Origin of the sequence: Salegentibacter maritimus (genome assembly GCF_016236915.1) — a bacterium.
GTDB lineage: Bacteria > Bacteroidota > Bacteroidia > Flavobacteriales > Flavobacteriaceae > Salegentibacter > Salegentibacter maritimus.
On sequence record NZ_JAEHOK010000016.1, the window covers coordinates 51,446 to 75,465 of the forward strand.

At 37.1% G+C, this 24,020-nt stretch carries 20 protein-coding genes; 3 read left to right on the forward strand and 17 right to left on the reverse strand.

Translation table 11 applies throughout. The annotated features are described in order from the left end of the window. Positions 1-122: 122 nt before the first annotated feature. Both uraH and I6U49_RS12510 read right to left on the reverse strand, forming a co-directional pair. On the reverse strand, positions 123-530 hold the full coding sequence (uraH, locus tag I6U49_RS12505) for a hydroxyisourate hydrolase (RefSeq protein ID WP_198629057.1): 408 nt from the start codon (positions 528-530) through the stop codon (positions 123-125). A 62-nt stretch (positions 531-592) separates the two neighbouring features. After that, positions 593-1,162, reverse strand: coding sequence for a Crp/Fnr family transcriptional regulator (locus I6U49_RS12510; protein ID WP_193710716.1), 570 nt, complete (start codon positions 1,160-1,162; stop codon positions 593-595). 618 nt (positions 1,163-1,780) lie between these two features. Here I6U49_RS12510 and I6U49_RS17115 point away from each other — a divergent pair. Together I6U49_RS17115 and I6U49_RS12515 are read left to right on the forward strand one after the other, a co-directional pair. Next, positions 1,781-1,903, forward strand: a complete 123-nt coding sequence (locus I6U49_RS17115; protein ID WP_262894968.1) for a hypothetical protein — start codon at positions 1,781-1,783, stop codon at positions 1,901-1,903. Positions 1,904-2,009: 106 nt separating this feature from the next. Next, on the forward strand, positions 2,010-2,456 hold the full coding sequence (locus I6U49_RS12515) for a PAS domain-containing protein (protein WP_193710715.1): 447 nt from the start codon (positions 2,010-2,012) through the stop codon (positions 2,454-2,456). 116 nt (positions 2,457-2,572) lie between these two features. Here I6U49_RS12515 and I6U49_RS12520 read toward each other — a convergent pair whose 3' ends face one another. The 14 genes from I6U49_RS12520 to I6U49_RS12585 are packed head-to-tail and all read right to left on the reverse strand — an operon-like array spanning position 2,573 to position 22,041. Continuing rightward, positions 2,573-3,739 (reverse strand): alpha-hydroxy acid oxidase, encoded by a 1,167-nt coding sequence (locus I6U49_RS12520; protein WP_193710714.1) that lies wholly within the window; start codon positions 3,737-3,739, stop codon positions 2,573-2,575. A 5-nt stretch (positions 3,740-3,744) separates the two neighbouring features. Then, positions 3,745-4,089 carry an L-rhamnose mutarotase gene (locus tag I6U49_RS12525; protein ID WP_198629058.1) on the reverse strand — a complete coding sequence of 115 codons (345 nt, stop codon included), beginning with the start codon at positions 4,087-4,089 and terminating at the stop codon, positions 3,745-3,747. Continuing rightward, positions 4,086-5,396, reverse strand: coding sequence for an L-fucose:H+ symporter permease (gene fucP / locus I6U49_RS12530; RefSeq protein ID WP_198629059.1), 1,311 nt, complete (start codon positions 5,394-5,396; stop codon positions 4,086-4,088). Before fucP ends, I6U49_RS12525 begins: the two co-directional genes overlap by 4 nt. A gap of 5 nt (positions 5,397-5,401) precedes the next feature. After that, positions 5,402-6,184, reverse strand: a complete 783-nt coding sequence (locus I6U49_RS12535; protein ID WP_198629060.1) for an L-fucose dehydrogenase — start codon at positions 6,182-6,184, stop codon at positions 5,402-5,404. Positions 6,185-6,235: 51 nt separating this feature from the next. Next, on the reverse strand, positions 6,236-8,308 hold the full coding sequence (locus I6U49_RS12540; RefSeq protein WP_198629061.1) for an alpha-L-fucosidase: 2,073 nt from the start codon (positions 8,306-8,308) through the stop codon (positions 6,236-6,238). Then, positions 8,301-9,827, reverse strand: a complete 1,527-nt coding sequence (locus tag I6U49_RS12545) for a sulfatase (protein ID WP_198629062.1) — start codon at positions 9,825-9,827, stop codon at positions 8,301-8,303. Before I6U49_RS12545 ends, I6U49_RS12540 begins: the two co-directional genes overlap by 8 nt. Before the next feature lie 5 nt (positions 9,828-9,832). Next, complete coding sequence (locus tag I6U49_RS12550) at positions 9,833-12,208, reverse strand: glycosyl hydrolase family 95 catalytic domain-containing protein (RefSeq protein WP_198629063.1); 2,376 nt, start codon at positions 12,206-12,208, stop codon at positions 9,833-9,835. Beyond that, positions 12,205-13,029, reverse strand: coding sequence for an amidohydrolase family protein (locus tag I6U49_RS12555; RefSeq protein WP_198629064.1), 825 nt, complete (start codon positions 13,027-13,029; stop codon positions 12,205-12,207). The genes I6U49_RS12550 and I6U49_RS12555 overlap by 4 nt, the downstream gene beginning before the upstream one ends. Before the next feature lie 3 nt (positions 13,030-13,032). Next, positions 13,033-13,890, reverse strand: a complete 858-nt coding sequence (locus tag I6U49_RS12560) for a fumarylacetoacetate hydrolase family protein (RefSeq protein WP_193710706.1) — start codon at positions 13,888-13,890, stop codon at positions 13,033-13,035. A gap of 10 nt (positions 13,891-13,900) precedes the next feature. Then, positions 13,901-15,676, reverse strand: coding sequence for an alpha-L-fucosidase (locus I6U49_RS12565; RefSeq protein WP_198629065.1), 1,776 nt, complete (start codon positions 15,674-15,676; stop codon positions 13,901-13,903). Positions 15,677-15,688: 12 nt separating this feature from the next. Further along, a complete protein-coding gene (locus I6U49_RS12570) occupies positions 15,689-16,465 on the reverse strand; it encodes an SDR family NAD(P)-dependent oxidoreductase (RefSeq protein WP_193710704.1) in 777 nt (258 codons plus the stop codon). 10 nt (positions 16,466-16,475) lie between these two features. Next, a complete protein-coding gene (locus I6U49_RS12575; protein WP_198629066.1) occupies positions 16,476-17,786 on the reverse strand; it encodes an alpha-L-fucosidase in 1,311 nt (436 codons plus the stop codon). Positions 17,787-17,802: 16 nt separating this feature from the next. Next, complete coding sequence (locus I6U49_RS12580; RefSeq protein ID WP_198629067.1) at positions 17,803-19,410, reverse strand: UxaA family hydrolase; 1,608 nt, start codon at positions 19,408-19,410, stop codon at positions 17,803-17,805. 48 nt (positions 19,411-19,458) lie between these two features. Further along, positions 19,459-22,041, reverse strand: a complete 2,583-nt coding sequence (locus I6U49_RS12585) for an alpha/beta hydrolase-fold protein (protein WP_198629068.1) — start codon at positions 22,039-22,041, stop codon at positions 19,459-19,461. 335 nt (positions 22,042-22,376) lie between these two features. Between I6U49_RS12585 and I6U49_RS12590 the strand changes: the two genes are divergently transcribed. Next, the gene (locus I6U49_RS12590; protein WP_193710700.1) at positions 22,377-23,216 is read left to right on the forward strand and encodes an AraC family transcriptional regulator; all 840 of its coding nucleotides are present in this window, start codon (positions 22,377-22,379) and stop codon (positions 23,214-23,216) included. A 99-nt stretch (positions 23,217-23,315) separates the two neighbouring features. On the opposite strand, the gene I6U49_RS12595 is transcribed toward I6U49_RS12590, so the two are convergent. Further along, positions 23,316-24,014 carry a gluconate 2-dehydrogenase subunit 3 family protein gene (locus I6U49_RS12595; RefSeq protein WP_198629069.1) on the reverse strand — a complete coding sequence of 233 codons (699 nt, stop codon included), beginning with the start codon at positions 24,012-24,014 and terminating at the stop codon, positions 23,316-23,318. Positions 24,015-24,020: the final 6 nt, after the last annotated feature.

Genomic DNA, 24,020 nt, shown 5'->3' on the forward strand with positions numbered 1-24,020 from the left:
AAGTACTACTAAAATATAAACAAGCATTGGCAAGGGGGCATAAACCTATAATTACTGTAGGGTCTATACTAATAATTGTAAAGTAACTACGGTTTTGCCCCTGCCAATTTTAAAAGTATTATTTAACTTCCCCTATAGGTGGAATAACCAAATGCAGAAAGTGTAATGGGCACGTGATAATGTTTTTCATCTTTAATTTCAAACACTACTTCTATGAATGGATAAAAAGTTTCTTTGCCCTTTTCTTTATAATATTCATTTACAAAAAAGGTGAACTTATAAACTCCATTATTATTCTGGCCTGCAGGAAGAAAGTCATTAACCCGGCCATTTTCGGCGGTTAAATTTTCGGAAACATAGTCCCAGGATTCCGTTTTATTATTTCTTTTTTCAAGTTTAATAGCAACATTTGCTGCCGGAGCGCCTTCTGAGATATCTAAAATATGCGTAGACAACTGGTAACTATCTTCTTGAGCAAATCCCAATGAAGTTAATAGGAACAAGCCAAAAGTTAAAACTACTCTTTTCATTTTCTTTTTTTTACAAAAATAAAAAGGCTTTTACCCTTAAACGTTGACATAAGTCAAGAAATTTAGAGCTTAGCTTTAACCCGGCTTAAAGTAGAAGGAGAAATCCCCAAATAGGAAGCTGCCATTTTATTGGAAATTCTTAAAAGGATTCTTGGTTGGTTTTCTATGGTCCATTTTACTTTTTCAAGGGCATTAAATCCCTGGAAGCCATAAATTCGTTTTTGAGAAGTAATAAACCCAAGTTCCAAAATCTTTCGGTAAACCCGATCTAGCTCCGGGAATTGCTTAATTAATTTATAGAAGTCTTGCCGTTTACACACCAATAATTCAGATTTCTCCAGGCATTGAAGATATTCGCCTGCGGGTTTTTGATCAATAAAACTCGGTAAAGCTGTACAAAACATTTCTTCAAAAGCAAAAAACCGGGAAGTTTCTATACCCTCTGAATTTAAGGTATAAATACGCATCATTCCTGTGTTGATAAAGTAAAAGTCGGTACAAACCTGGGCACAATCTACCAATATTTCATTTCGTTTTGCAGTTTTTAAACTAAAGAAACCGGCAATATAATCAATATCGGTTTCCTTTAAGGAAGTTATGTTTTGTAGGTATTCTTTAAATTTCTGATACATCTTATTTTACTTACCTTAAAATTATAAAATTGCTCACGTCTTATACTTGCCTAAAGATGGTTTTACAAATAAAGGTTTTTAATTTTTAATAAATTAACTAGCACCAAATAAACTACCTCGGGGTATGATATCCTTTGGCGGTACCAATCAATAGGGTATAAAATAGATTTATTTGTATTAAAAGCCAACCTAGGATTATTAAGTCTTGGGTATCGAAATAACCTCAGCGTTTCCTAACAATTTAAAATTGAAAAATCCAGAAAAATGGGCTGACTATAACTACAGGTATTTTTATTAAATCGGATTAAATTTTAGATTTAGAATAATTTAACTAATTAAAAGGTTTTTTAAACATTCCTTAATTTTTTATACAGAAAAATATTGTAAATTGCGAGTTAATATTTTCACTTTTAGTGTTATAGCTATGAATCAGGCTTTCTTAAAACTCAAGATCATCTTTCCGACTTTACAAGCACGGGCGAGTGTGCTTTTTTAACCTGTTTTTCCTTTATTAATTATTTTACAGTCCCTAATTTGGGAGTATAACTCGCTATATAAAGGTTTTAGTATACAGGTTCGTTCTTTTGAAAAATTGTGTTGAATATTAATTTATTTGTCATGGCAAAACGAGGTTCTAATCTAAAAACTTCTAAAAAAGATTTAAAAGCAAGAAGGCAGGAAAAAGCTGCTCGTAAGTTGGAAGAAAAAAAGTTGAAAGGACGCAAATCAAGAGTTTCGTAGTAAAAATTAAATAATAAAACCAAGTATAAAAAAGAGTTCTTTTTACCAAATATGGACGAAAAGAACTCTTTTAATTAAATCTATAATAGTATTAATTCTATAAAATATGCAAAGTAGATTGTCTTTAGGCAATAGAATTTTGAGTCAGTATTTTGAAAACTCAATTATACCGCAACTATTTGTTGACGTAAATCTATTTATAAGGGAGTTAACCCCTGCCACCGAAGAACATTTTGGAATAAACAGAGATTGTATTGGGCAGAAATTACATTCAATTAAAAATAAACTTTGTCATAAAGCTTTTATAGAAAATGTACGAGGAGTTTTAATCACCGAACGTGTGGTACAAAAAGAAATAGAGTTAAGTGATGGACGCTTATACCAATTATGCATACAACCCTATTTTACCGATTATGAAGAAGAAATTGATGGTGTGATTCTTACTTATATTCAAATAAACGATTCTGTTACACTCAAAGAAGAAAACAAGGAATTACGTTTAGAAAATAAGAAACTTAAGAGTTTACTAATAAGGGAACTAAATGTTTCCTAACCGCATTGTAAATTATTTCGATTATGGAGTAAAAAGACCATTGTTTCCGTTATAAATCATTTTTAAAATGCTAACGGAAACTGTGGTCTTCTTTTAAAACTCAAAGTTGCTAAAATCTAAAGTTCAGCCAGGCTATTTTTAATTAAATGACCTTTTAGATCCTCTACATTTTCACAACATAATTGGTCCATTACTTGTTTAAACTGTGTTTTTAGCATAGTTATAGTATGATCTCCTCCTTTATTTCCTAAGGCTGCAGCACCATACATAAAAGACCTTCCCATAAAGGTAAATTTTGCTCCGGCTGCCATAGTACGGGCAATATCTGGTCCAGATCTAAGACCGCTATCCATCATTATTTCAATTTTATCACCATATTTTTCAGCTATATTAGGTAAAGTTGAAATCGTTGATTGCGCAGCATCCAACTGCCTACCACCATGATTGGATAAAATTACCCCATCAAATCCCATTTTTATGGCATCTTCCACATCGCGTGGCGCCGAAACTCCTTTAAGAACTAGCTTTCCCTTCCATTTATCCCGAATAGGTTTAATTTTTTCAGCGTTTAATTTTCCGGAAAAGGTTTTATCCATAAACTTTCCTAATTGTTTCAGGTTTAATCCTTCGGGCGTATAGGGTTTTAAGGTTTCAAAAGTGGGCACGCCATGCTTAAGTGTATTTAAGGCCCAGGCGGGTTTTCCTAAGATTTGCAAGATGTTTTTCACCGACATTTTTGGGGGTAAGGCCAGCCCATTTCTAATATCTCTGGGTCTATAACCAAAAGTGGGCACGTCACATAAAAGCACTAAAACGGGGCAGGCGGCCGCTTCGGCCCTTTTTAAGATATCATTTCTAACCTCATCCTCTACAGGATTATATAACTGAAACCAGGCATTGCCCTGTGTAAGTTCACTGGCGCGCTCAATACTCATAGTGGTAACCGTACTTAAAATAAAGGGTATATTATGCTCAAAAGCTGCTTTGGCGAGTATTTCAGGAGAGTTTGGCCACATTAAGCCCTGTAATCCTACCGGCGAAATTCCAAAAGGTGCACTATATTCTTTTCCGAACAGTTTAGTAGTTGTAGTTGCCGTATGGTAATTTTGAAGGTATCTGGGCTCTAACTGGATTTTTCGAATATCAGAAGTATTCTTATAAAGATTTATATCTTCATTACATCCACCATCTAAATATTCAAATGCAAAATTGGGGGTTCTCTTTTTAGCTTTTGCCCTAAGATCCTCTATAGAGGGATATTGAGCATTGAAGTAATTTGCCATATTTTCTATGTATTTGCTAGATCAAAAATTTTATCCATTAAGGTCCACTTCTCACCTGGCTTTGCCCATGGGACTGCCTGTTGGTACTGCCCCATTAGGTTTTCCCATTCCTGAACTTTAGGATTTTGTTCATCGGCTTTAGACTTTCGTTCAAATGAAAAATCTGGTTGGGTTTCCATAACCATAACCAGGCGGTTTCCCGTTCTAAAAATTTCCATATTTAAAATACCAACGTTTCGTATACTATTAATAATCTCGTGCCATACCTCACGGTGATAGTCTTCATACTTTTTGATTAAGGCTACATCATCCTTTAAATCACAAGCTAATACGTATTTTTTAGTTTTCATGCGTTGTTTCTTTTATAAATATAATACCCATAGATGCCAACAATTATAAAGCATAGTACAGGTAAAAAGAAGGAAAAATTAACTTCTGGCACACCCAGGATACTAGTATCTTTATAGCCGGCACCGCCAATATCCAATATCATACCTTGAAAAGTGGGCATTAAAGCTCCACCTACAATGGCCATTACTAAAAACGCTGCTCCAAATTTTGCATCGTTTCCCTGACCTTCTAAAGCAATTCCATAGATTGTTGGAAACATTATAGACATAAAAAAAGAAACAGCTACCAAAGAATATAAGCCAATTAACCCCAGACTAAAAATACAGATCAGGCAAGTAATTAATGCGCCTAAGGCAAATAACATCAATAACTTCCCTGAAGTTATATAACGTAACAAAAAAGTCCCTATCCAGCGTCCTATAAGAAATATTAATAAAGCAGCAATTCCATAATTTACGGCACTTTTATTATCTATTCCTATAGATTCGGCATATTGATAAAGGTAGGTCCAACACATAATTTGTGCCCCTACATAAAAGGCTTGCGTTACTACTCCGCCAACAAACTTTCTATTGCCAAAAAGTCTTTTTATAGCCGGTAATACGTCTACCCTGGTCTCTTTCTTTCTATTTTCAGGCATTTTTATTAAAAGAATAACCAGGAAGAATAGTATAACTACCAGCCCTAATAATACATAAGGAGTACTTATCACTTCCAAATCTGAATCTCTTATAGTTGCCTTGGCAGATTCAGAAAGGCTTCCATAAATAGGGTTTCCGTTGCTATCTAAATCATCAGATTCAAGCGCTCCTAAAATAAAGTGTTGTGCAACGATTAAACCACCTAAAGCCCCCATAGGATTAAAAGCCTGGGCTAGGTTTAAACGCCTTGTAGCAGTTACTTCACTGCCCATTGCTAAAATATAAGGATTGGCGGTAGTCTCTAAAAATGCCAGTCCGAATGTTAGGATATATAAAGCCAATAAAAAGAAGATATATTCCTGAAAAATTGCAGCAGGATAAAATAATAAAGCTCCCAGAGCGTAGAGCGCCAGCCCCATTAGCACTCCTTTTTTATAAGAAAACCTATTAACAAAAAGTGCTGCCGGCAAGGCCATTGTAAAGTACCCTCCATAAAATGCAAGTTGTACCAATGAAGCCTGAAAATTATTAAGCTCTAAAACCTTTTTAAAGGCCGAAACCATAGGGTTGGTAATATCATTGGCAAAACCCCATAATGCGAATAAAGCTGTTATTAAAATAAACGGCAGCAATACTTTCTTTGAAACTAAAGATTCCTGAGACATAGTATTTAGGTTAAAGATCGGTCTAAATGTACATAACCACCATCTGGAGAAAACCATTGCGCGGTGGTATGCCCAGATTTTTCAGATATAATAAACGCAGCCAAATCGGCTATCTCGGTATCAGAGGTCATTCTTTGCTCCAGTGGAATATTTTGGGTTATATTTTTTAGTTTTTGTTCAGGATCATCAAAAGAATCCAACCAACTTTTATAAAGCGGTGTCATTACCTCTGCCGGTAAGATGGCGTTCACCCTAATATTATAAGGCAATAATTCGGCTGCCCATTCCCGTGTTAAAGCCAGTTGCGCTCCCTTTGATGCTGCATATCCAGAGGTTCCTCCCTGGCCTACCAGGGCAACTTTAGAACTAATATTTAGAATATTACCTTTAGATTCTTTAAGTGCAGGCAGACAATAATGTGCCATCTCATAATAATGATTCAAATTATTAAAAACCGAGTTGGCAAACTTCTTAGGATTACCGGCTTCTAAACCTATACTATCATTTGCCCCTGCATTATTAACCAGGGCATCAATTTTTCCGAAGACCTGTAGAACTTCTTCCACAATTCTTTTAGACTCTCCTTCTTCATTTAAATTAGCTTGGATAAAACGAGCTTTTTTTCCACTGGCTTTCAAGGTTTCAAGCATTTTATTACCGCTGGCTTCCCCTCTACCAATAAATACGGGAATTGCATTTTCCCGGGCAACCGCTTTACTGATAGCCCCACCTATGCCTTTGGTTCCGCCGGTTATTAAAATCACTTTATCCTTTAATCCTAAATCCATATCTAAATTTTTTCTTTAAACCTGTTTTTAATTCTTCTTCCTAAACGACTATTATTCTGTGATCACCCCTATTTCAGCAATTCCAAGAACTTCTGAATCATCGGCACTTCTTTTTCCTATAAACTTAAAATAACGAGCCTTTGTAGTTTTAAATTCAATAAGCTGCTCTATAGGATTGTTCTTAATATTAGAAAACTCTCCTTCACTAACTTTTGTCCACTGCTTGCCGTTTTGGCTAACCAAAAATTCATAGTCGGCAATCACACCTTGTGGCCATCTACTTTGATGTGGTAAATAAGTGAATCCTTTTAAGTTATAAGAGGCACCAAGGTCTACTATAATTTCCTGCGGAAGTTTGCCTTCTTTTGTCCAAACCGAATTGATATTGGCGTCTATAATTTTATCTGCTTCATCTTTCTCATCTATTACTTTCCAATTCTTTTTAGGTACATCCAGTCTTTTAGTTGAAATTTCACTATAGGAATTGGTTGTGGGGTTATACGCAACCGCCATTACCTGGGTAGGATCTTGCAAAACAAAAGCTTCAGAATAGTGTTCAGAATCTTTGTTGGGTTTCTCTCCGTTTAAGGTATAGTATATTTCCAGACCATTATCGTAGCTCTCCAGGTTAATTTCGCCACTTTTGTTTTGAACAATTTGTGGAGCTTCCATTACTAATGGTGCCCTGTAGACTTCAATATTTGAAATTAGTGGTCTTGCTTTAGCATCCAAAATGCTTAAACGCAGGGCATCAACCTTTACTACATCAAATCTTAATATTCGTTTATAACCTATAGTAGTACCCGAACTTATATTTTTCCATTCACCATCAATCAAGCCTTCCAATTCAAAAGATTTCACTCTTTGTCCCAGAGCTATATATTCCTGCGCCACAAAACGATTAACTTCCTGAGGTTCATCAAATTGAATTGACATGTAGGATTTTATGCTTTCTTTTTCGGGCATCCAATATGCTTCAGTATCACCATTAGTCGTATTTTGAGCAGTATAATCTGATCCTGCTTCTGAAGAAGCCGTGACATTGGCATTGGTCGCCAAATTCTCGGCAAAATCTTTATCAAGCTGTTTGCGCAACTTCATTAATTGCTCAATATCTTTTTCGTGCACAAGACCGCGGGTATCAACCGGTAAATTCAATAAAAGCGTAGCGTTTCTACCCACCGATTTATAATAGATATCCAACAAATGTGGTAAAGTTTTTACCTGGTGGTCTTCCCTGGCATGGTAGTACCATCCCGGTCTTATAGAAACATCAGCTTCAGCAGGGACCCAGTGTGTTCCATCTATGTGCCCATAAGGTAATTCACCATGATTTCCAGAACCTGCATAAACTTCATCTTTTCTAATAGGAGACCAATTGGTTTCTCCGGCTATACCATCTTCATTTCCTACCCAACGCACATCGGGGCCGTTATCACCAAAAATAACCGCATCGGGTTGATGTTCGCGAATAATTGAGATTACCTTATCCCATCCATAATAATCTCTATGATCAATCTTTCTATGCTCGTTAGCACCACCATAGTATCCGGTGCCTCCGTTTGCACCATCAAACCAAACTTCAAAAATAGGCCCATAGTTGGTCATTAACTCCTCCAGTTGTTTATGGAACACATCTACGTAGGCTTCTCTACCATATTCGGGATGATTACGATCCCATGGAGATAAATAAACTCCAAATTTCAATCCGAATTCTTCACAGGCTTCTGCGAGTTCTTTTACCACATCTCCCTCGCCATTTTTCCATGGTGAATTTTTAACCGAATGCTCTGTAGTTTCTGTAGGCCAGAGACAAAACCCGTCGTGATGCTTAGCCGTTATGATAATTCCTTTCATTCCGGCTTCTTTGGCTGTTTTTGCCCACTGCCGGGTATCGAGGTTTGTAGGGTTAAAATTCTTTGGAGATTCGCCACCTTCACCCCATTCCATATCGGTGAACGTATTCATATTAAAATGAATAAAAGCATAATATTCCAGGTCTTGCCAGGCCAATTGCCTTTGTGATGGAATAGGCCCCACAGGTTCAGGTTTGGTCACTTTCTCTTTACAGGAAACTAAACTGATAACCAGTACCAGTAGAATGATTAAGGTTTTTTTATTCATTTTCTAAAATTTTTATAGGTAATTCTACTTTTTTATTGGTTCGTTTGTCCAAAGGCATTTGCGCATTCACCTCTTCTAAATGAGCGCTTAAAATTTTGGCAAGCTCCTTTGTTTTTTTAGCATTTGATTTGGCAACATTTGCGGTTTCCCCAATATCCTTCTTGATATTAAAAAGCTCAAAACCACGATCTTTATGGTAATAAATAAGTTTATAATCTCCTTTTCTAACTGAACTAAAAGGAGCTATTCCTGGACCACTGCCTCCCCATTTATTAGGATAATGCCAAAATAAGGGACGTTGATTACGAGACTGTTTATTTTCTTCCAATAAAGGCACAAAACTTTGGCCGTCTACTTTTTGCTTTAATTCAGGAATTGAGCTTTTGGTCATAGCCAAAATAGAAGGAAAGAAATCTTCAATTATAATATAGTCTTCAACCTTGGAACCAGGAATAGTTTTTTTGGGCCAATAAACCAACATAGGAACCCTAATTCCTCCTTCGTAAGCAGATCCCTTACCGCTATTCAAAGGTGCATTGTGCGTATGTGGTTCTCCACCACGGGCGTGGGCACTTAATCCTCCATTGTCTGACATAAAAAGGATAATAGTATTTTCTTCTAAGTCATTTTCTTCCAGGTAATCCATAATGTCGCCCAAACTTTTATCCATTCCTTCTAGCATAGAAGCATATTTAGCTTCGGTTATATCTAAACCGGCATCAATATATTTTTGGTAAAAACGTTTATCGGCCATAATTGGAGCATGTACTGCATAATGAGCCATATGTAAAAAGAAAGGTTTCTTCCCAGCCAACTTATCAAGGCTTTGTAATGCTTCACGGGTAATAGCTTCGGTTAAAAAAATATCTTCGCCGTGGTATTTTTCTAATCCGGGGACAGCCCATTCCTCTTTACCGGGTTTTCCATTCCCAAAATTTTCTGTCCCTAAAAAGCTCTCCGGTGCTCCGGCAGCGTGACCGGCAATATTCTCGTCAAAACCTAAATTTAAAGGATCTTCACCCGGTGTATTTTTAGCTCCTAAATGTGCTTTTCCGGCATGAATGGTATGATACCCATTTTGTTGTAATATTTGAGGCAAAGTATTTGCCACAAAGGAGTTGGGTACTGTACTACTACTGGAGATCCCATTCATATTCCATTGTGGGAACTCAAGTTTATCATCGGAAGCATCTTGAGATACATTTCTCTTTAAGGTCCAATTAGTAACCTTATGTCGCGCGGCATTTGCTCCTGTTAAAATACTAACTCTTGAGGGGGAACAAATAGGAGTGGCATAGGCCTGTGTGAATTTAGTTCCTTTATTGGCCAAACGCTCCATATTTGGTGTATGGTAACGTTTATTAAAAGGCGTTTCTTTTGTCCAAAATGGGACCGAAGTATCCTGCCACCCCATATCATCGACAAAAAACAAAACCACATTTGGTTTTTTTTCCTGAGCATTTAAACTAAAGCAAATTAGAAAAACGAGGTAGAATAATTTCACTTGATTTTTTTTCATAAGGTTTAGGTTCTATTTAATTCAGCATCTAATATCACTTCCTGATTATCTCCGGGAAGTTCAATTAGTATTTCTTTCTTTTCATACTTTAGTTTAACTTGCTGTTTCTTATTGGCTTTTAAAGTAAGTTGCTTTAATCTTCCCAATTCCCAACTTATATCCACGCTTATATTCCCTCTTGCCTTTAGTCCTTTTATACCACCTTTTTTCCAGGTATCGGGTAATGCCGGTAAAATACGTAAAAAGCCTTCGTGAGACTGCAACAGCATTTCGGCAATACCTGCTGTATAGCCAAAATTTCCGTCAATTTGAAATGGTGGGTGCAAATCGAAAAGATTATCGGCCAGGGAAATTTCAAAAAACTTATGTATATTTTCTTTTGCTGCTTTAGCATCCAGTAAACGAGCATTAAAATTTATCATCCAGGCCCTACTCCAACCGGTTCCCGCACCTCCGTGTTCCAAACGATAATTTATAGATTTTTGTGCTCCTTCGAACAAGCTGGAATCAGCTTCTGTAATCTCTGAACCCGGATGAAGGGCATACAAATGGGAAAGGTGCCTATGCCCCTTTTCAGGTTCCTCATAGGCTTTGGTCCATTCTAAAATACGGCCATCAGCCCCTAACTTCACACCCGGGGTTAAGTTATTTCGTTTATTTTCAATTTCTTTTAAAATACCATCTTCTATATTCAGGATCTCTGCTGCTTTTAAGGTATTGTCAAAAACTTCAGCTATTATTTGATGGCCCATAGCACTACCGTGAGAAAGAGCTACCCTTTCCCCCTCTTCATTTATATAAGAATTCTCGGGGGACGTTTCAGGGAAAGAAACATATTTCCCGGTATTTTCATCTTTCACCAACCACCCGGAATAAAATGTTGCAAACTCCTTTAGCACAGGATAAGCGGTAGTTTTAAGAAACTCTTTATCCTGAGTGAACAGGTAATGTTGCCAAAAGTGATGGGCAAGCCAACCACCACCGTGCACCCAACTGCCCCAATAAGCCTTACGTGCCTGCATAGAAGGAGAAGCCCATAAATCGGAAGCATTATGTAGCACCGCTCCTTCCAAACCATATTGTTCTCTGGCAGTATTTTTCCCTCTTTTCACCAAACGCTTTGTATAATCAAATAAAGGCTTATGAAGTTCACTTAGGTTGGTAACTTCTGTAGGCCAGTAATTCATTTGTAAGTTTACGTTTAAATGATAATCGGCATTCCAGGGTGCGGCAATATGTTGATTCCATAAACCCTGTAAATTGGCAGGATTGGTACCTGGTCTTGAAGAAGAAATTAATAAATACCTACCATATTGAAACAAATCGGTGATTAACCCCCGGTCTTCCTTTCCTTTCTTGAAAGCCGCCAGTCTTTTATCGGTTGGGATACTGTCTTTAACAGCTTCGCCAAGCGAAAAATCTACTCTTGCAAACAATTCCTGATAATCCTTTTTGTGTGCTTCTAATAATTCTTCAAAAGTTTTTTGACCAAGGTTTTCTAAGGTCAGCCTATTCTTTTCTTGAAAATCTTCAGAATAAAAAGAAGTATTAGCTACGAGGTATAAAGTTACTTCTTTAGAACCTTCTATTTTTAAGCCGGAAGCATCTGAATAAATTTTCCCGGAATCTGTTTCAGCCTGGAGTAAAGTTTCAAATTTCACCCCATAATCCAATGGTTTAGGTTTTGAATTTTTTACGGCACCCATCTGGGTAATTTCACCTAACATAGAAATTTGGTTCTCGCCAGGGTTGCTTACTTCTACTGTTTTATGCCCTTCATCTTCCGGACGGTCTAAGTTTACATTAAAATTTAGTCCAGCTTGCGCCGTGGTACTTAATTGAATTATGATGGCATCATCTGCAGCAGTAGCAAAAATTTTACGATGATATTCCTCGTCATCTATGGTATAGCTCACTTCTGCCAAAGCATCGTTCAGGCTAAGGCTTCGCCTATAATCTTTAACTTTTCCAGTATGGTCAAAATCCAGGTAAAGATCTCCCATAGTTTGATGGGATTTCACGATATCTTTATTTGAAAAGCGTTCAATAATTTCGTTATCGGCCTTGCTTGTTTTTCCATTCAGAATTAATTGTCTGATATAATCTAAATCTTCTGGACTTCCTTTTGAATCGCCCCAATCAGGGCCGCCGGGCCAAAGCGAATCTTCATTTAATTGAATTCGCTCATTAATTGTGTCTCCAAAAATCATGGCTCCCAACCTTCCGTTTCCGATGGGCAAAGCTTCCATCCATTTTGAAGCAGGTTGTGCATACCAAAGCACGTGCTTGTTTAAGTCTTTTTCGGTTTCTTTTTTCCTATCGGAGGGAGCCGAACATCCAAGTCCTATTAAGAAAACTAAAAACAGTAATTTTTTAATCATAATTGGTAGAAATTTATTGCGTTAAGTCCCATAATTTTTTCGATAACGATTTCGTTTTTAGTCCTTAAAGAAGATTCAATTATTGCTACAGTATCAGCATAATTACCAGCTGCCAAAGAAACCGGCCAATCAGATCCAAACATTAATCTATCGGGTCCAAAAACTTCCAAGGCAAAATCGATAAAAACTCGAAAATCTTCGGTCTTCCAGTTAAAATTCTCAGTTTCGGTTAATAGACCGGAAAGCTTACAGCACACATTCTTTTTATCTGCCAGTTTTGTAATTAATTCTTTCCAGTTTTTAGAAATTCCTTTTGAAACATTGGGTTTGGCGAGGTGATTTAAAACAAACTTTTGGTTTGGAAAATTAGAAACCAATTCAATGGTATTGGCCAATTGATTTTCTAACACCAAAAGATCGTAGGTTAGGTTGAAGTTTCCAAAAGCTTCCATTCCCTTTAAAAATTCGGGTTGAAGCATATAACTAGCCGGTTTAGCCTGTAATAAATGCCGAACTCCTTTAAATTTAGGGTCTTTTGAAAAATGTGTGAGGCGTTCCTCAAGATTATCGCCGGTAAAATCAACCCAACCTACAACTCCTTTTATAAACTCATATTCTTTAGCCAGATTCAGCAAAAATTTGGTCTCATTTTCAGTGGGAGCGGCTTGCACTGCCACACAACCATCCACCTTATTCTTTTCCAGAACAGGCTTTAGGTTTTCAGGAAAAAAATCTTTCCTAATTACCGACATCTCATCGGGAATCCAGGCGTCTTTCTCCTTCTCAAACTTCCAAAAATGCTGATGGCTATCTATTCTCATTGCCTATTCTTTATAAGCTTTTGCCACTTGTTTAGAAGTCCCAAGGCCTTCTATACCCAATTCAACTACATCCCCTGGTTTAAGGTAGCGCTGCGGATTTAAGCCCATACCTACCCCAAATGGAGTTCCGGTAGAAATAATATCTCCGGGCAATAAACTCATAAACTGACTTACATAGCTTATTACCTGAGGTATGTTAAAAACAAAATCTGAAGTGTTGCTTTGCTGCTTAATCTCACCATTTAGTTTTAACCATAAATCAAGGTTATGCGGATTTGGAATTTCATCTTTAGTAGCCAAAAATGGTCCTAAGGGTGCAAACGTATCACAGCTTTTTCCCTTAACCCATTGCCCTAAACGCTCTAATTGAAATTCACGCTCGCTATAATCATTATGCAACACATAGCCGGCCACATAATCCATGGCTTCCTCTTCAGAAACATAACTGGCCTTTTTACCAATCACAACTCCCAATTCTACTTCCCAGTCGGTCTTTTGGCTGCCTTTAGGAATAATTACATCGTCGTTAGGCCCTACAATGGCGCTACTTGCTTTAAAAAATATAACGGGTTCTGATGGCACCTCCATACCGCTTTCTTCTGCGTGTTTTGCATAGTTTAAACCAATACAAACCAATTTGGAAGGACGATTAACCGGTGCTCCCAAACGTTCTTCTGAATCTATTTCGGGGCAATTATCTTTATTTTCTGAAAGCCAGTTTTTAAGATCTTCCAGACCGTTTTCGGCAAAAAAATCTTCGGTATAATCTTTTCCAAATGCCGAAACATCTATTCTTTTTCCTGTTTCTAATTCAATTCCCGGTTTTTCCTGTCCGGGAGCTCCAAATCGTATTAATTTCATAATCTATTTTTTACTGAATTTTAAAAGTCCAGGCATCGTGACCGGGTAACTCCCCATATTTAATACCTGATGTATCTATAATTAATGTATTGTTACTGTATGTCCAGGGTAATTCCCTATCCAAGCCCAACAAATGAACTTTTGTATCCTTAGCAGGTTTGTCTATTTCCAATGCTAACTCATCATCTGGCCATTCATAACTTATAGCGTATAAAGCATCGTTATTCTTTGTATAACTTAAATAGGTTTTTAAAGAAGTGAATTGCGCTTGTAAACCTTTCTCCTCCCCATTTTTATCAATAAAAAATGCCTGTGAAGGAACTAGTTCCTTTTCAGAGTTAGCCGTGCTCCAAAACAATTTAATCTTGGCGTTTTGCTTTTTCTCGCGGTAATTAATTTTAATTGGAGTGCGCTCGTTGGCCTTTAAACGAATTGTGCCTTTATCTGAAGTCCCGGTATTGGCTCCCATAACCTCAGCTTCATTATCGGGTGCTGTATAATTACTATTAATAATGGTTTTGCCATCAATTTGCACCATAGCTTCGTCATCTACCTCAATTTCAAAAGTATATTTCCCTGTTTTTGGCGCTACAATAAAGCCTTCCCAGGTTGCCTGGAAATCGTCTTCGCGTATTCCTTTTATAGGTGAATTTCTTACCCAGTTAAAGTTAATTACACTATCTACCCTTTGTAAACTAACTTCTTTTTCTTCTCCCGTTTTTGAATAGGCTTCAGCACCATAAATAGCTTCTCCATTAATATCCAACCAGGTTCCCAACTGTTTTAAACGTTCCTGTTGAATCATAGGAATTTGCCCATCGGCCCTTGGGCCAACATTCAAGATCATTCCGCCACCATTGGCAACGGTTTGTACAAACCTTTCAATGAGTTCCTTTCCGGTTCCGTAGGCCTCTAAATTTTCATTTCGGTTTAAGCCAAAACTACGGCCAATTCCTCTTACCTCTGCCCAGGGTCTTTCGGTTTCTACAATTCCTGAACTATATTCCGGGGTTAAAAAACCAACATCAAGGCCATGGCCCCAACGATTATTCACTATAGCATCTTTTCCTACTGTTTCGTAATACCAATTTATTAGCTGTGGAGCTTGCCATTGTTCGGCTGTATTATACCATTCGCCATCAGAAAAAATCAAAGTAGGTTTATATTCCTTTACCAATTCTTTAAACTGCGGCACCATATATTCTTCAACATATCGTCCAATACTATCGTGCGGATCTGTATACCAGCGGTGTAAAGGATGGTTCCATTCGGCTAGAGAATAATATAATCCCATTTTAAGGTCCTCGTCCCTAACGGCTTCTGTTAATTCTCCTACAATATCACGTTTTGGGCCGGTATCTACACTATTCCAGTTTCGGTTAAATTTACTTGGCCATAAGGTATAGCCATCGTGATGTTTAGAAACCAATACCACATATTTAGCACCGGCCTCTTTAAAAATTTCAGCCCATTCTTCGGGATCAAAGAGTTCTGCTTTAAATTCTCCGGCAAAATCTTTATAAGTGAAATTAGTTCCGTAATGCTCATCTACAAAAGCGTTACGTAAACTATCGTTGGTTTGCATTCCTCTTAAAAACCATTCGGCATAAGATTCTTTACCTCCATAAGCCGGTACTGAATACAAGCCCCAATGAATAAAAATACCCAGTTTTGCTTCCTTAAACCATTCTGGATAGCCATGCTCTTTTATAGCTTTTTCTTCGGGAGATTGTGCATATCCCTGCAAGCCTATTAAAATACTAAGAGCTATTATTACTTTTTTCATATCTATTATTTATTATCCTTGTAATTTTATAAAACCTCCGTCTATTGGAAAATTGGTTCCTGTTGTAAATGCTGCATCGTCTGAAGCCAGGTAAAGGGCAAGCTTTGCCACCTCTTTAGTACTTCCCATACGGCCTATAGGTTGTGTTTTGGAGAGTTTTTCAAACATCTCTTCCTCTTGCCCGGGGTAGTTTTTGGCAATAAAACCATCTACAAACGGGGTATGTACCCTGGCTGGTGCAATACTATTACAGCGTATACCATAGTCTATATAATCTTTGGCAATAGAATAGGTCATGGTAAGTACCGCGCCTTTAGACATGGAATAGGCAAAACGGTCCTGAATACCAACTACAGAAGCAATACTCGCCATATTAATTATACATCCATTTTTTGCCGACTTCATATAGGGGATAACCGACTTTAAACAGTTAAAAACACCCTTGATATTAACTTCGTAAATTCTATCTAAATCCTCTTCATTTGTATTCTCTACATTACCCACGTGGGCAATCCCCGCATTGTTTACCAAAATATCAATTGAAGATTCACCGGTAATCTCAGTAATTATTTTATCAACTTGTTCTTTTTTGGTTACATCACAAGCAAAAAACCTTGCCTTACCTCCGGCTGAAGTAATTTCTTCTACCGTATTTTTTGCCGTCTCTTCATTATAATCCAGGATAAACACATTAGCACCGGCATTCGCAAATTCCATTGAAATTGCCTTGCCTATACCGCTTCCTCCACCTGTAATTATACTCGACTTTCCTTTTAAACTATGACCCATATTATTTTACTTATTCATTTTGTATTTTATAACTCACCAATGTTGCTATGTTATTTTTCTTAGCCTCCGGGATCTCTATAAAAGTTCCGAATTTTGTCTTTTCAAAATTTATTGTAGATCCGTCCTTCCAATGAACCATTTTTTTTGTTTTTGGAAAAAAGCCTTCAATAAAATAGGTATCCTTATCGCCCAAAAGCCATAAAAACACTTCATTATCTTTAAGGGTAGATACCACATTCTCCCGGGGGGCTAACGGCCCCTGCCTGGTTCCATAAATTGCTTCGCCGTAAGTTTGGAGCCAATCTCCAATTTCTAAAAACGACTCCTGATGTTCTTTTTGAATCTCGCCATTAGGCATAGGCCCAACATTGAGTAAAAGGTTACTACCAAAACCTGCCGATTTGATTAAATAACGAACCAGTTCTTTTTTAGACTTATGCTTAGAATCCTGCAGGTTAAATCCCCAGGAACCATTAATTGTTTCACAAATTTCCTTAGGTAGTTCCCCTATATTTTCTTTAGCTGTTCCAAAACCCGTGGTATTATAACCAGGCAAATCCCTTTCAAACATTTGAAAATCCTCACCTTTTAAAGGTGCTATATGATGATTGTTTCCTATTAAAGCTTGAGGTTGTAGTTTATGGATTAATTCATAAATTTCCTGATAATGCCAGTTGGCATCTTTCTTGTCCCAATGCCCATCAAACCAAATCCCTCCAATTTCACCATAATTTGTAAGCAACTCGGTTAATTGCTGTTTCATAAACGCTATATACTGGTCCCAATTACCGCTGGTATTTTTATCTGCAATTCCATTGCCTGTTCTTCCTAATGGGTAATAATCTTTATGATGCCAGTCTAACAGGGAATAATAGAAAAAAAGTTTTATATCGTTGGCCCTACAAGCTTCTGCAAGCTCTTTTATTACATCCCGGCCAAATGGCGTAGCCTCTACAATATTATAAGGTGAGGCCCCGGTGTTAAACATAGAAAAGCCATCGTGATGGCGCGTGGTTACTGTAATGTATTTCACACCTGAATTCTTAGCCATCTCCACCCATTTTTTGGCATCAAAATCTATAGGGTTGAAAAAACCAGGCAACTTCTCATAATTTTCTTTCGAAATATTCTGATTGTTCATTACCCATTCTCCATCTCCTAGAACACTATATACCCCCCAGTGAATAAACATCCCAAATTTGGCATCCTGAAACCATTGTCGGGCTTCTAAATTTTCTTTTGCGGGAATATAGTCTTCATCTCCCTGTGAAAACACTGCAAAATGTATTAACATTAAAATAACCAAAGTTGCTTTTTTCATAGGTATAGATTAAGTGTTATAATGAAACCCCTCTTTTCCAGGGAATAAAATCGTCCTGTCCCAACTTGTGGGCACAGGTTAATGTTTTTCCACTGGCTATTTCAATAATTAGATTTAAGAGATCTTCTGATAAATTTTCTAAATCTGCTTCTTCTGAAATTAACTTCCCCGCATCAAAATCAATAATATCCTTCATCTTCTTTGGCAAAGCAGAGTTTGAAGATATTTTAACAACAGGACAAACTGGGTTTCCTGTAGGGGTACCCAACCCAGTTGAAAATAGGATTAAATTTGCTCCAGATCCGGCTAACCCCGTGGTAGATTCTACATCGTTCCCGGGAGTACACAGTAAATGTAAACCGCTTTTTACGGGATATTCTGTATAATCAAGGATTCCACTTATTGGCGATCTACCTGCCTTGGTCGCTGCACCTGCCGATTTAATTGCATCGGTTATTAAGCCATCTTTTATATTACCAGGGGAAGGATTCATATCGAAGCCCGACCCTACTTTTTGCGCCTGGGTATTATAAGTTTCCATTAAATTTATAAACTTATCTGCCATTTCCCTATTTTGGCAACGATCTATCAAATCTTGCTCTACCCCACATAATTCCGGAAACTCAGAGAGCATAGCGCGGCCGCCTACAGCCGTAATTTTATCGGCTATATAACCAATTAATGGATTGGCGGTAATGCCTGAAAATCCATCAGATCCGCCACATTCCAAACCGATATTGAGTTTATCCAAACCTGCAGATTTTCTCTCCATGCTGTTAGCTTTTTCCAGCTCGGGATAGGTTTTGGAAACTATTTCCTGTAACATATCTTTTTCTGAAGAAAACTGCTGTTGTTCAAAATAAAGAACCGGCTTCTGTGGGTTCAGTTTAACCAGTGCTTCTTCCAGTAAACTCATTTGGGCGTGTTGGCAACCTAAACTCAATACCGTTGCACCTGCTACATTGGGGTTTTTAATATAGCCTGCAAGTAAATTCACCAATGCCTGGGCATCATCCCGTGTACCCCCACAACCACCTTCGTGAGCAAGGAATTTAATTCCGTCTACATTCTTAAAGACTTGCTCATTAATGACTTCAGCATTAGCTACTGCATCAGAGTCTCCAGAGAGCATTTGCCTCAATTGCAATTTATATGGGTTTTCCTGCTTATAACCCAACTCGGTTTCAAAGGCCTCTTTTAATACCTTTAAATTCCTATTTTGACAAAAAACCAGCGGTACAAATAACCAGTAATTAGCAGTGCCAACCTGGCCATCCTCTCTATGGTAGCCCATAAAAGTTTTGTTCTTAAGGGAGGTGATATCTGGCGAATTATAATTGTAAGTTGTGCCCTCATATTTATAATCGGCTGCACGGTGTTTTATATTTTCAATAGTTAAAGCATCTCCACGGCCAATTGGCAAAACCACTTCTCCTACAGGAACACCATACATAACAATAATATCTCCGGGACTAAACTGCTGCAGGGCAATTTTATGTTTAATCTCTATATTTTGTGATACTTCAATTTGTGCTCCCGAAAGCTCTATAATTTCACCAGAAACTAAATTGCACAAGGCTACACCAACATTATCCTGTTCGCTTATTTTTAAAATTTTATTCAAGTTCTTAGCTTTTGCGTTGTTTTATAAGTAATTACTTTAATGGTTGGTTTACTCGTTCCATATCACATCGTCTACTTCAATACGCCAGGAATTATCAAAAAAGCCGGCAGCTTTTATCCCGGGAAGTCCTTCATGCATCATCGTATCTTTAAAAATCATAAAGTCCGGATAAAACGTACCATTTAACAAATAATCGTTGCCCCAGGCAGCTTTCATTCCTTGCTCGCCGGTAGCGGTAATTACCCCTATACTTGCCAAATCACTATCTTTTCTGGGGTATATAAAATATGCTCCCAGATCTTTTCCTTTCAAAGTTTTTCCATCTACAGTCATTTCCCCTTTAGAAACCTGAATAGGTGAATCTTTGAGCATAGATTTCCAACTTGCATGGTTAACGCTGTTTCCATATAAGATTATATTTTGATCTGGGTAATCTTCCGGATTGAATTCTGTATCGGCTACCAAAGTTAGGTCTCCATTGGCACGGTAATAAAATTTCTCGGCATCAAATTTTGCACGGTGATAATACCATTTATTTTCCCTGTCACTTCCCTGGGTTGCATAAACCAAAACAGGCTTATTTTTAAAGGCATCTTTAAAGCCGCCATACCTATGCGGGCCTTTTTCCTGGTAACCAGGCTTTTTAGTCACTTCCCAGTTAGATTTCATTTTTTTCATCACCAAAGACTTCAGCTCTTTATTTACGGCAATACGAACCTTATCTATAACTATAGAATCTGGTTTTACAGAAAACTCTGAAAAGTCAACTTCAATAGTTTTTACGTTTTCCGTAAAAATCTGAAGTAAAGTACTATCCTTTTCTACTGAAATATTACTAATTTCAAAAGGACGCTCTTGTTGAAGGATTTTTATGTAATGTGCTTTTTCTGAAACCCCAGGAGAAGCCGTTTTAAATGAAAAATCATTTTGGTTCTCATCGGTTTTTTTATCGTGCGCCTTAAAAAAGTCAAATATTAACGGCCAATCCATACTGTGGTTACCATACCAATGAGTACCGTTGGGATATTCATAATAAACAAAGTCATTATGAAAAGTACCTAAACGCTCGCGCATATCTCTCGCTATAAATGTTGGAACAACTGAATCTACCTCGCCGTGCAGCACATAGATACCAAAGTTTAGATAATTCTCTATTAATTTTAAAGTACGGCTGGTGTTTCCGGCCCTTTTAATCATTGCACTTAGGTCTTCCTCTTTTTTTGAATTTAATTGAACGGCCGTTCTTTTATTAAATTCCTCTACTCCCATTTTAAACCTTTCCTGAAGCAGCTGTGGATTATCGGTAATTCGCCGTTTAAAGCTTTCACGATACAACAATAGATCAGGATAGCCTGCTGCCGGCGCAATGGCCGCAAATTTATCGGGATAAGTTGCACCTAAATACCATGTACCGTGCCCCCCCATGGAGTGACCGGTTAAATAAGTATGCGTGGCATCGGTTTTCCATTCATTTTCTGAATGCGCAAGAACTTCAAGAGCATCTAAACGCCCCCAATCTTCCCAGGCAAAACCAAACGGCCTTCTATTGGTAGGTGCCACAATATGCCCCCAATCTTTTTGCTGATAAGCATTAGCCTGATTAACAGCTTCTACCGAAGCTCCATGCAAAGAAAAGAACATAGCCTGGTTTTCACTAACAGTATCTAAAGAAGGTGCCATACTATAATACTGTACACTACCATCAATGTTGCTCACAAAGGTTTTTTTATGATGTTCGTATTTTGATTTTACCGGAAGTGATAAAGTATGTACATCTAATATTTTCCTGTTAGCATTTACAAGCTCTAACACTACTTGCACTTCTTTTTTTCCTTTAGGGATATTGGCAGAAGGAATTTCAAAAGGTACTTTTCTAACATGTAATGCCGGTAGTGCTGAAATAGCTGTTTCAGCAACAGCATTGGCTACACGGGCTACTACCTTTACATTTTCTATATTTTTCTCACTTGTATTTGCTATCCTAATTGCTGCAGGGAAATTTTCTTTTTGCTGTATTAAGATTTCGGGCAAAGTCATATCCCGCTGCGTAAATTGAAGCTCTTTTTTGGGTTTTATAAGCCTTGCACGCATTCGGGAAAAACGACCTGAAGAAAGGATAAACTCATTCTTCCCCTTCTTTAATTTAAGAGGAATTAAATTCCAACCAAAATCATAATAATCCCCCTCATGAGGAAACCCATTAACCAACACACTGGTATGTCCAGATGCATCTAATAAAACTATCTCCTCTGCATCTGCATCGTACTCTAAATACAAATAACCGTCTCTTAAACCGGGATCCTGAAATTCACTATTTTCATTTACTTGAACTTCTTCCCATCTTATGGGTTCTCCGCGATAATTTTTACCGGTAGACTTTCCCTCTTTTATTCCGCTTTTGGCTTTACCTATAAATTTTGCGAAAAGAGGATCATACTCTACAGCCTCGGTGTCTTTTGGAAGTTGTTGTTCTTTATAAATAAGAGCTTCTGTAAAAATATGAAGCACTTCTCCTTCGTGCACATCTTCAACCTTTTCTTTTCCAAAATACTCTACAATGTTCCCCTCCCGCTCCTGGGCAGTAAGGCTTACAAAGACAAAAAACAAAAACAATGATAGAATTCTATTCATAACAAATTTTAAATAAGATAATAACAATCGTATTTCTTCAAATTTTCAGACTGCTTTTAATTAACATCACTTCCCAACTAAAGAATTAAAGACCAAGGGCTTTTAAAAAATTTTTACTAAAAAAAGCACTAAGTTTGATAAGGGTTAAAGCACTTTTACTAAAACTTTAAGCAACTTTGCCCTAAACAAAAAGAAACACCCTACCAAAATTATACTTATTCCTGCTTATTTCTTTCACATTAATTTGCATTCTATTGTACAATATTTGCTCATTTGAAGCATTTATTTAATAAATTTGAAAATTACCGTATAGTCTTGTCTTAAACTTTTAAAAAATGAAACTTCATTTTCTTCATAAAAATTTAAAAAGTAACTTCGAGTTTAGCCATCATAAAGAGCGACAGTTTCTACGCTTATGGCATTATCATCCCGAAATTGAACTGGTATACATAAAACAAGGAAAGGGTACCCTCTTTGCGGGGGATTTTATTGGAACCTTTGAGGAAGGGAATCTGTTTTTAATAGGAAAGAATATTCCACATATGTTTCAAAGTTCTTCTAAAAATTTTTCTGAAGCCTATGTTCTTCATTTAAATCAGTCGTTTTTTGAGGCTATTGAAAGCAATAAAGAAGAATTTCAATATATAAGGCTTATTCACAACTTAAGCGAAAGAGGGGCCACCTTTCACAGTTTTAAAAAGAATAAAATTGAAAACCTACTTTTTCAATTGCGAGAGCTGCCTGTGCCATTACAAGCAATAAACATACTTCAGGTTTTTTATTCGCTTTCTGTTCATTCTAATAATACTTATTTAGGAAGTGTAAACTGGTTAAATCATCATCAAGTATCAGATCAACGATTAAGCGAGGTCATGGAGTTTTTAATGTTGAATTTTAAAGAGGATATTAGTCTTGAAAAAATTGCAGGCATAGCCGGTATGAATAAAACAGCATTTTGCAGATTTTTTAAACAACATACCGGAAAATCTTTTATCACCTATCTTAACGAGCTACGTATAAATTATTCCTGTAAATTATTAAAAGAAGTACATAGCAACTATTCAATTTCCAAATCTTGTTTTGCATCGGGGTTTAATAGTTTATCTTATTACAATAGAATTTTTAAAAAAACTATTGGCTTAACCCCTTCAGAATACTTAAAGCGTAGTATTTAAACATTTTTAGAAAAAATAATTGCTAAATTTAAAAGCACTAGCCTTCTTTAAGAAAAACCAGTGCCTTACTACATTCAAATCCTTAAAAATTAACAGCTATTAAACCTGGTAATCATCCCAGTTCATCACTTCGTTTCTGGTGCTAGGATCCATAGCATGTTTCAATAAGTCTAGATCGTACTGCATCCCGTGTTTTTTAAGAACGTGCTCGGGAACACCGTCCCAAACATTAGGGGTATTCCCACGATAATCAAGGTATTTAAAGCCCGGCTCACTGGTAAAGTAGCCGGTAACCACTAAGTTTTTAATTCTTCGGAAGAAAGTTGGCCCCGGTGATGTCTTTTCAAAATCCTGAGGATATGCAATTTGATCGATAATTTTTAACTGATTCTCTTTTGAAACTTCAACAAAAGACCTATCAAACTGCTTACTGCTTTCCCGGTTAAGCCACATTAAACCTCCTCGCATGGGTAACTGGTGCTCTGGGATATCTTTTACAATAAATTCTATAAACTCCGGCACTCCCGCTTCAGTAGCAGAGACCGATTCTTCATCTTCAGGTATAATTATATCTGCCAGGCTTGCAATCATTGCCATTTCTTCCTTTGTAAAAAAAGTTTCAGACATTAATTCTTCATCCCTTTCTATTTCTTCGGGTGTTCTCCCGTAGTTTTCCCTTTCCTCTAGTACATCACCTTCTTCAACAGGTGATTTTTTATCGCTCACACAGCTGGTAAGAAAAAGGCCTGAAGCCATTCCTCCCATTACCAATGTCCTTAAAGATTCCCTTCTATCCATAATTTA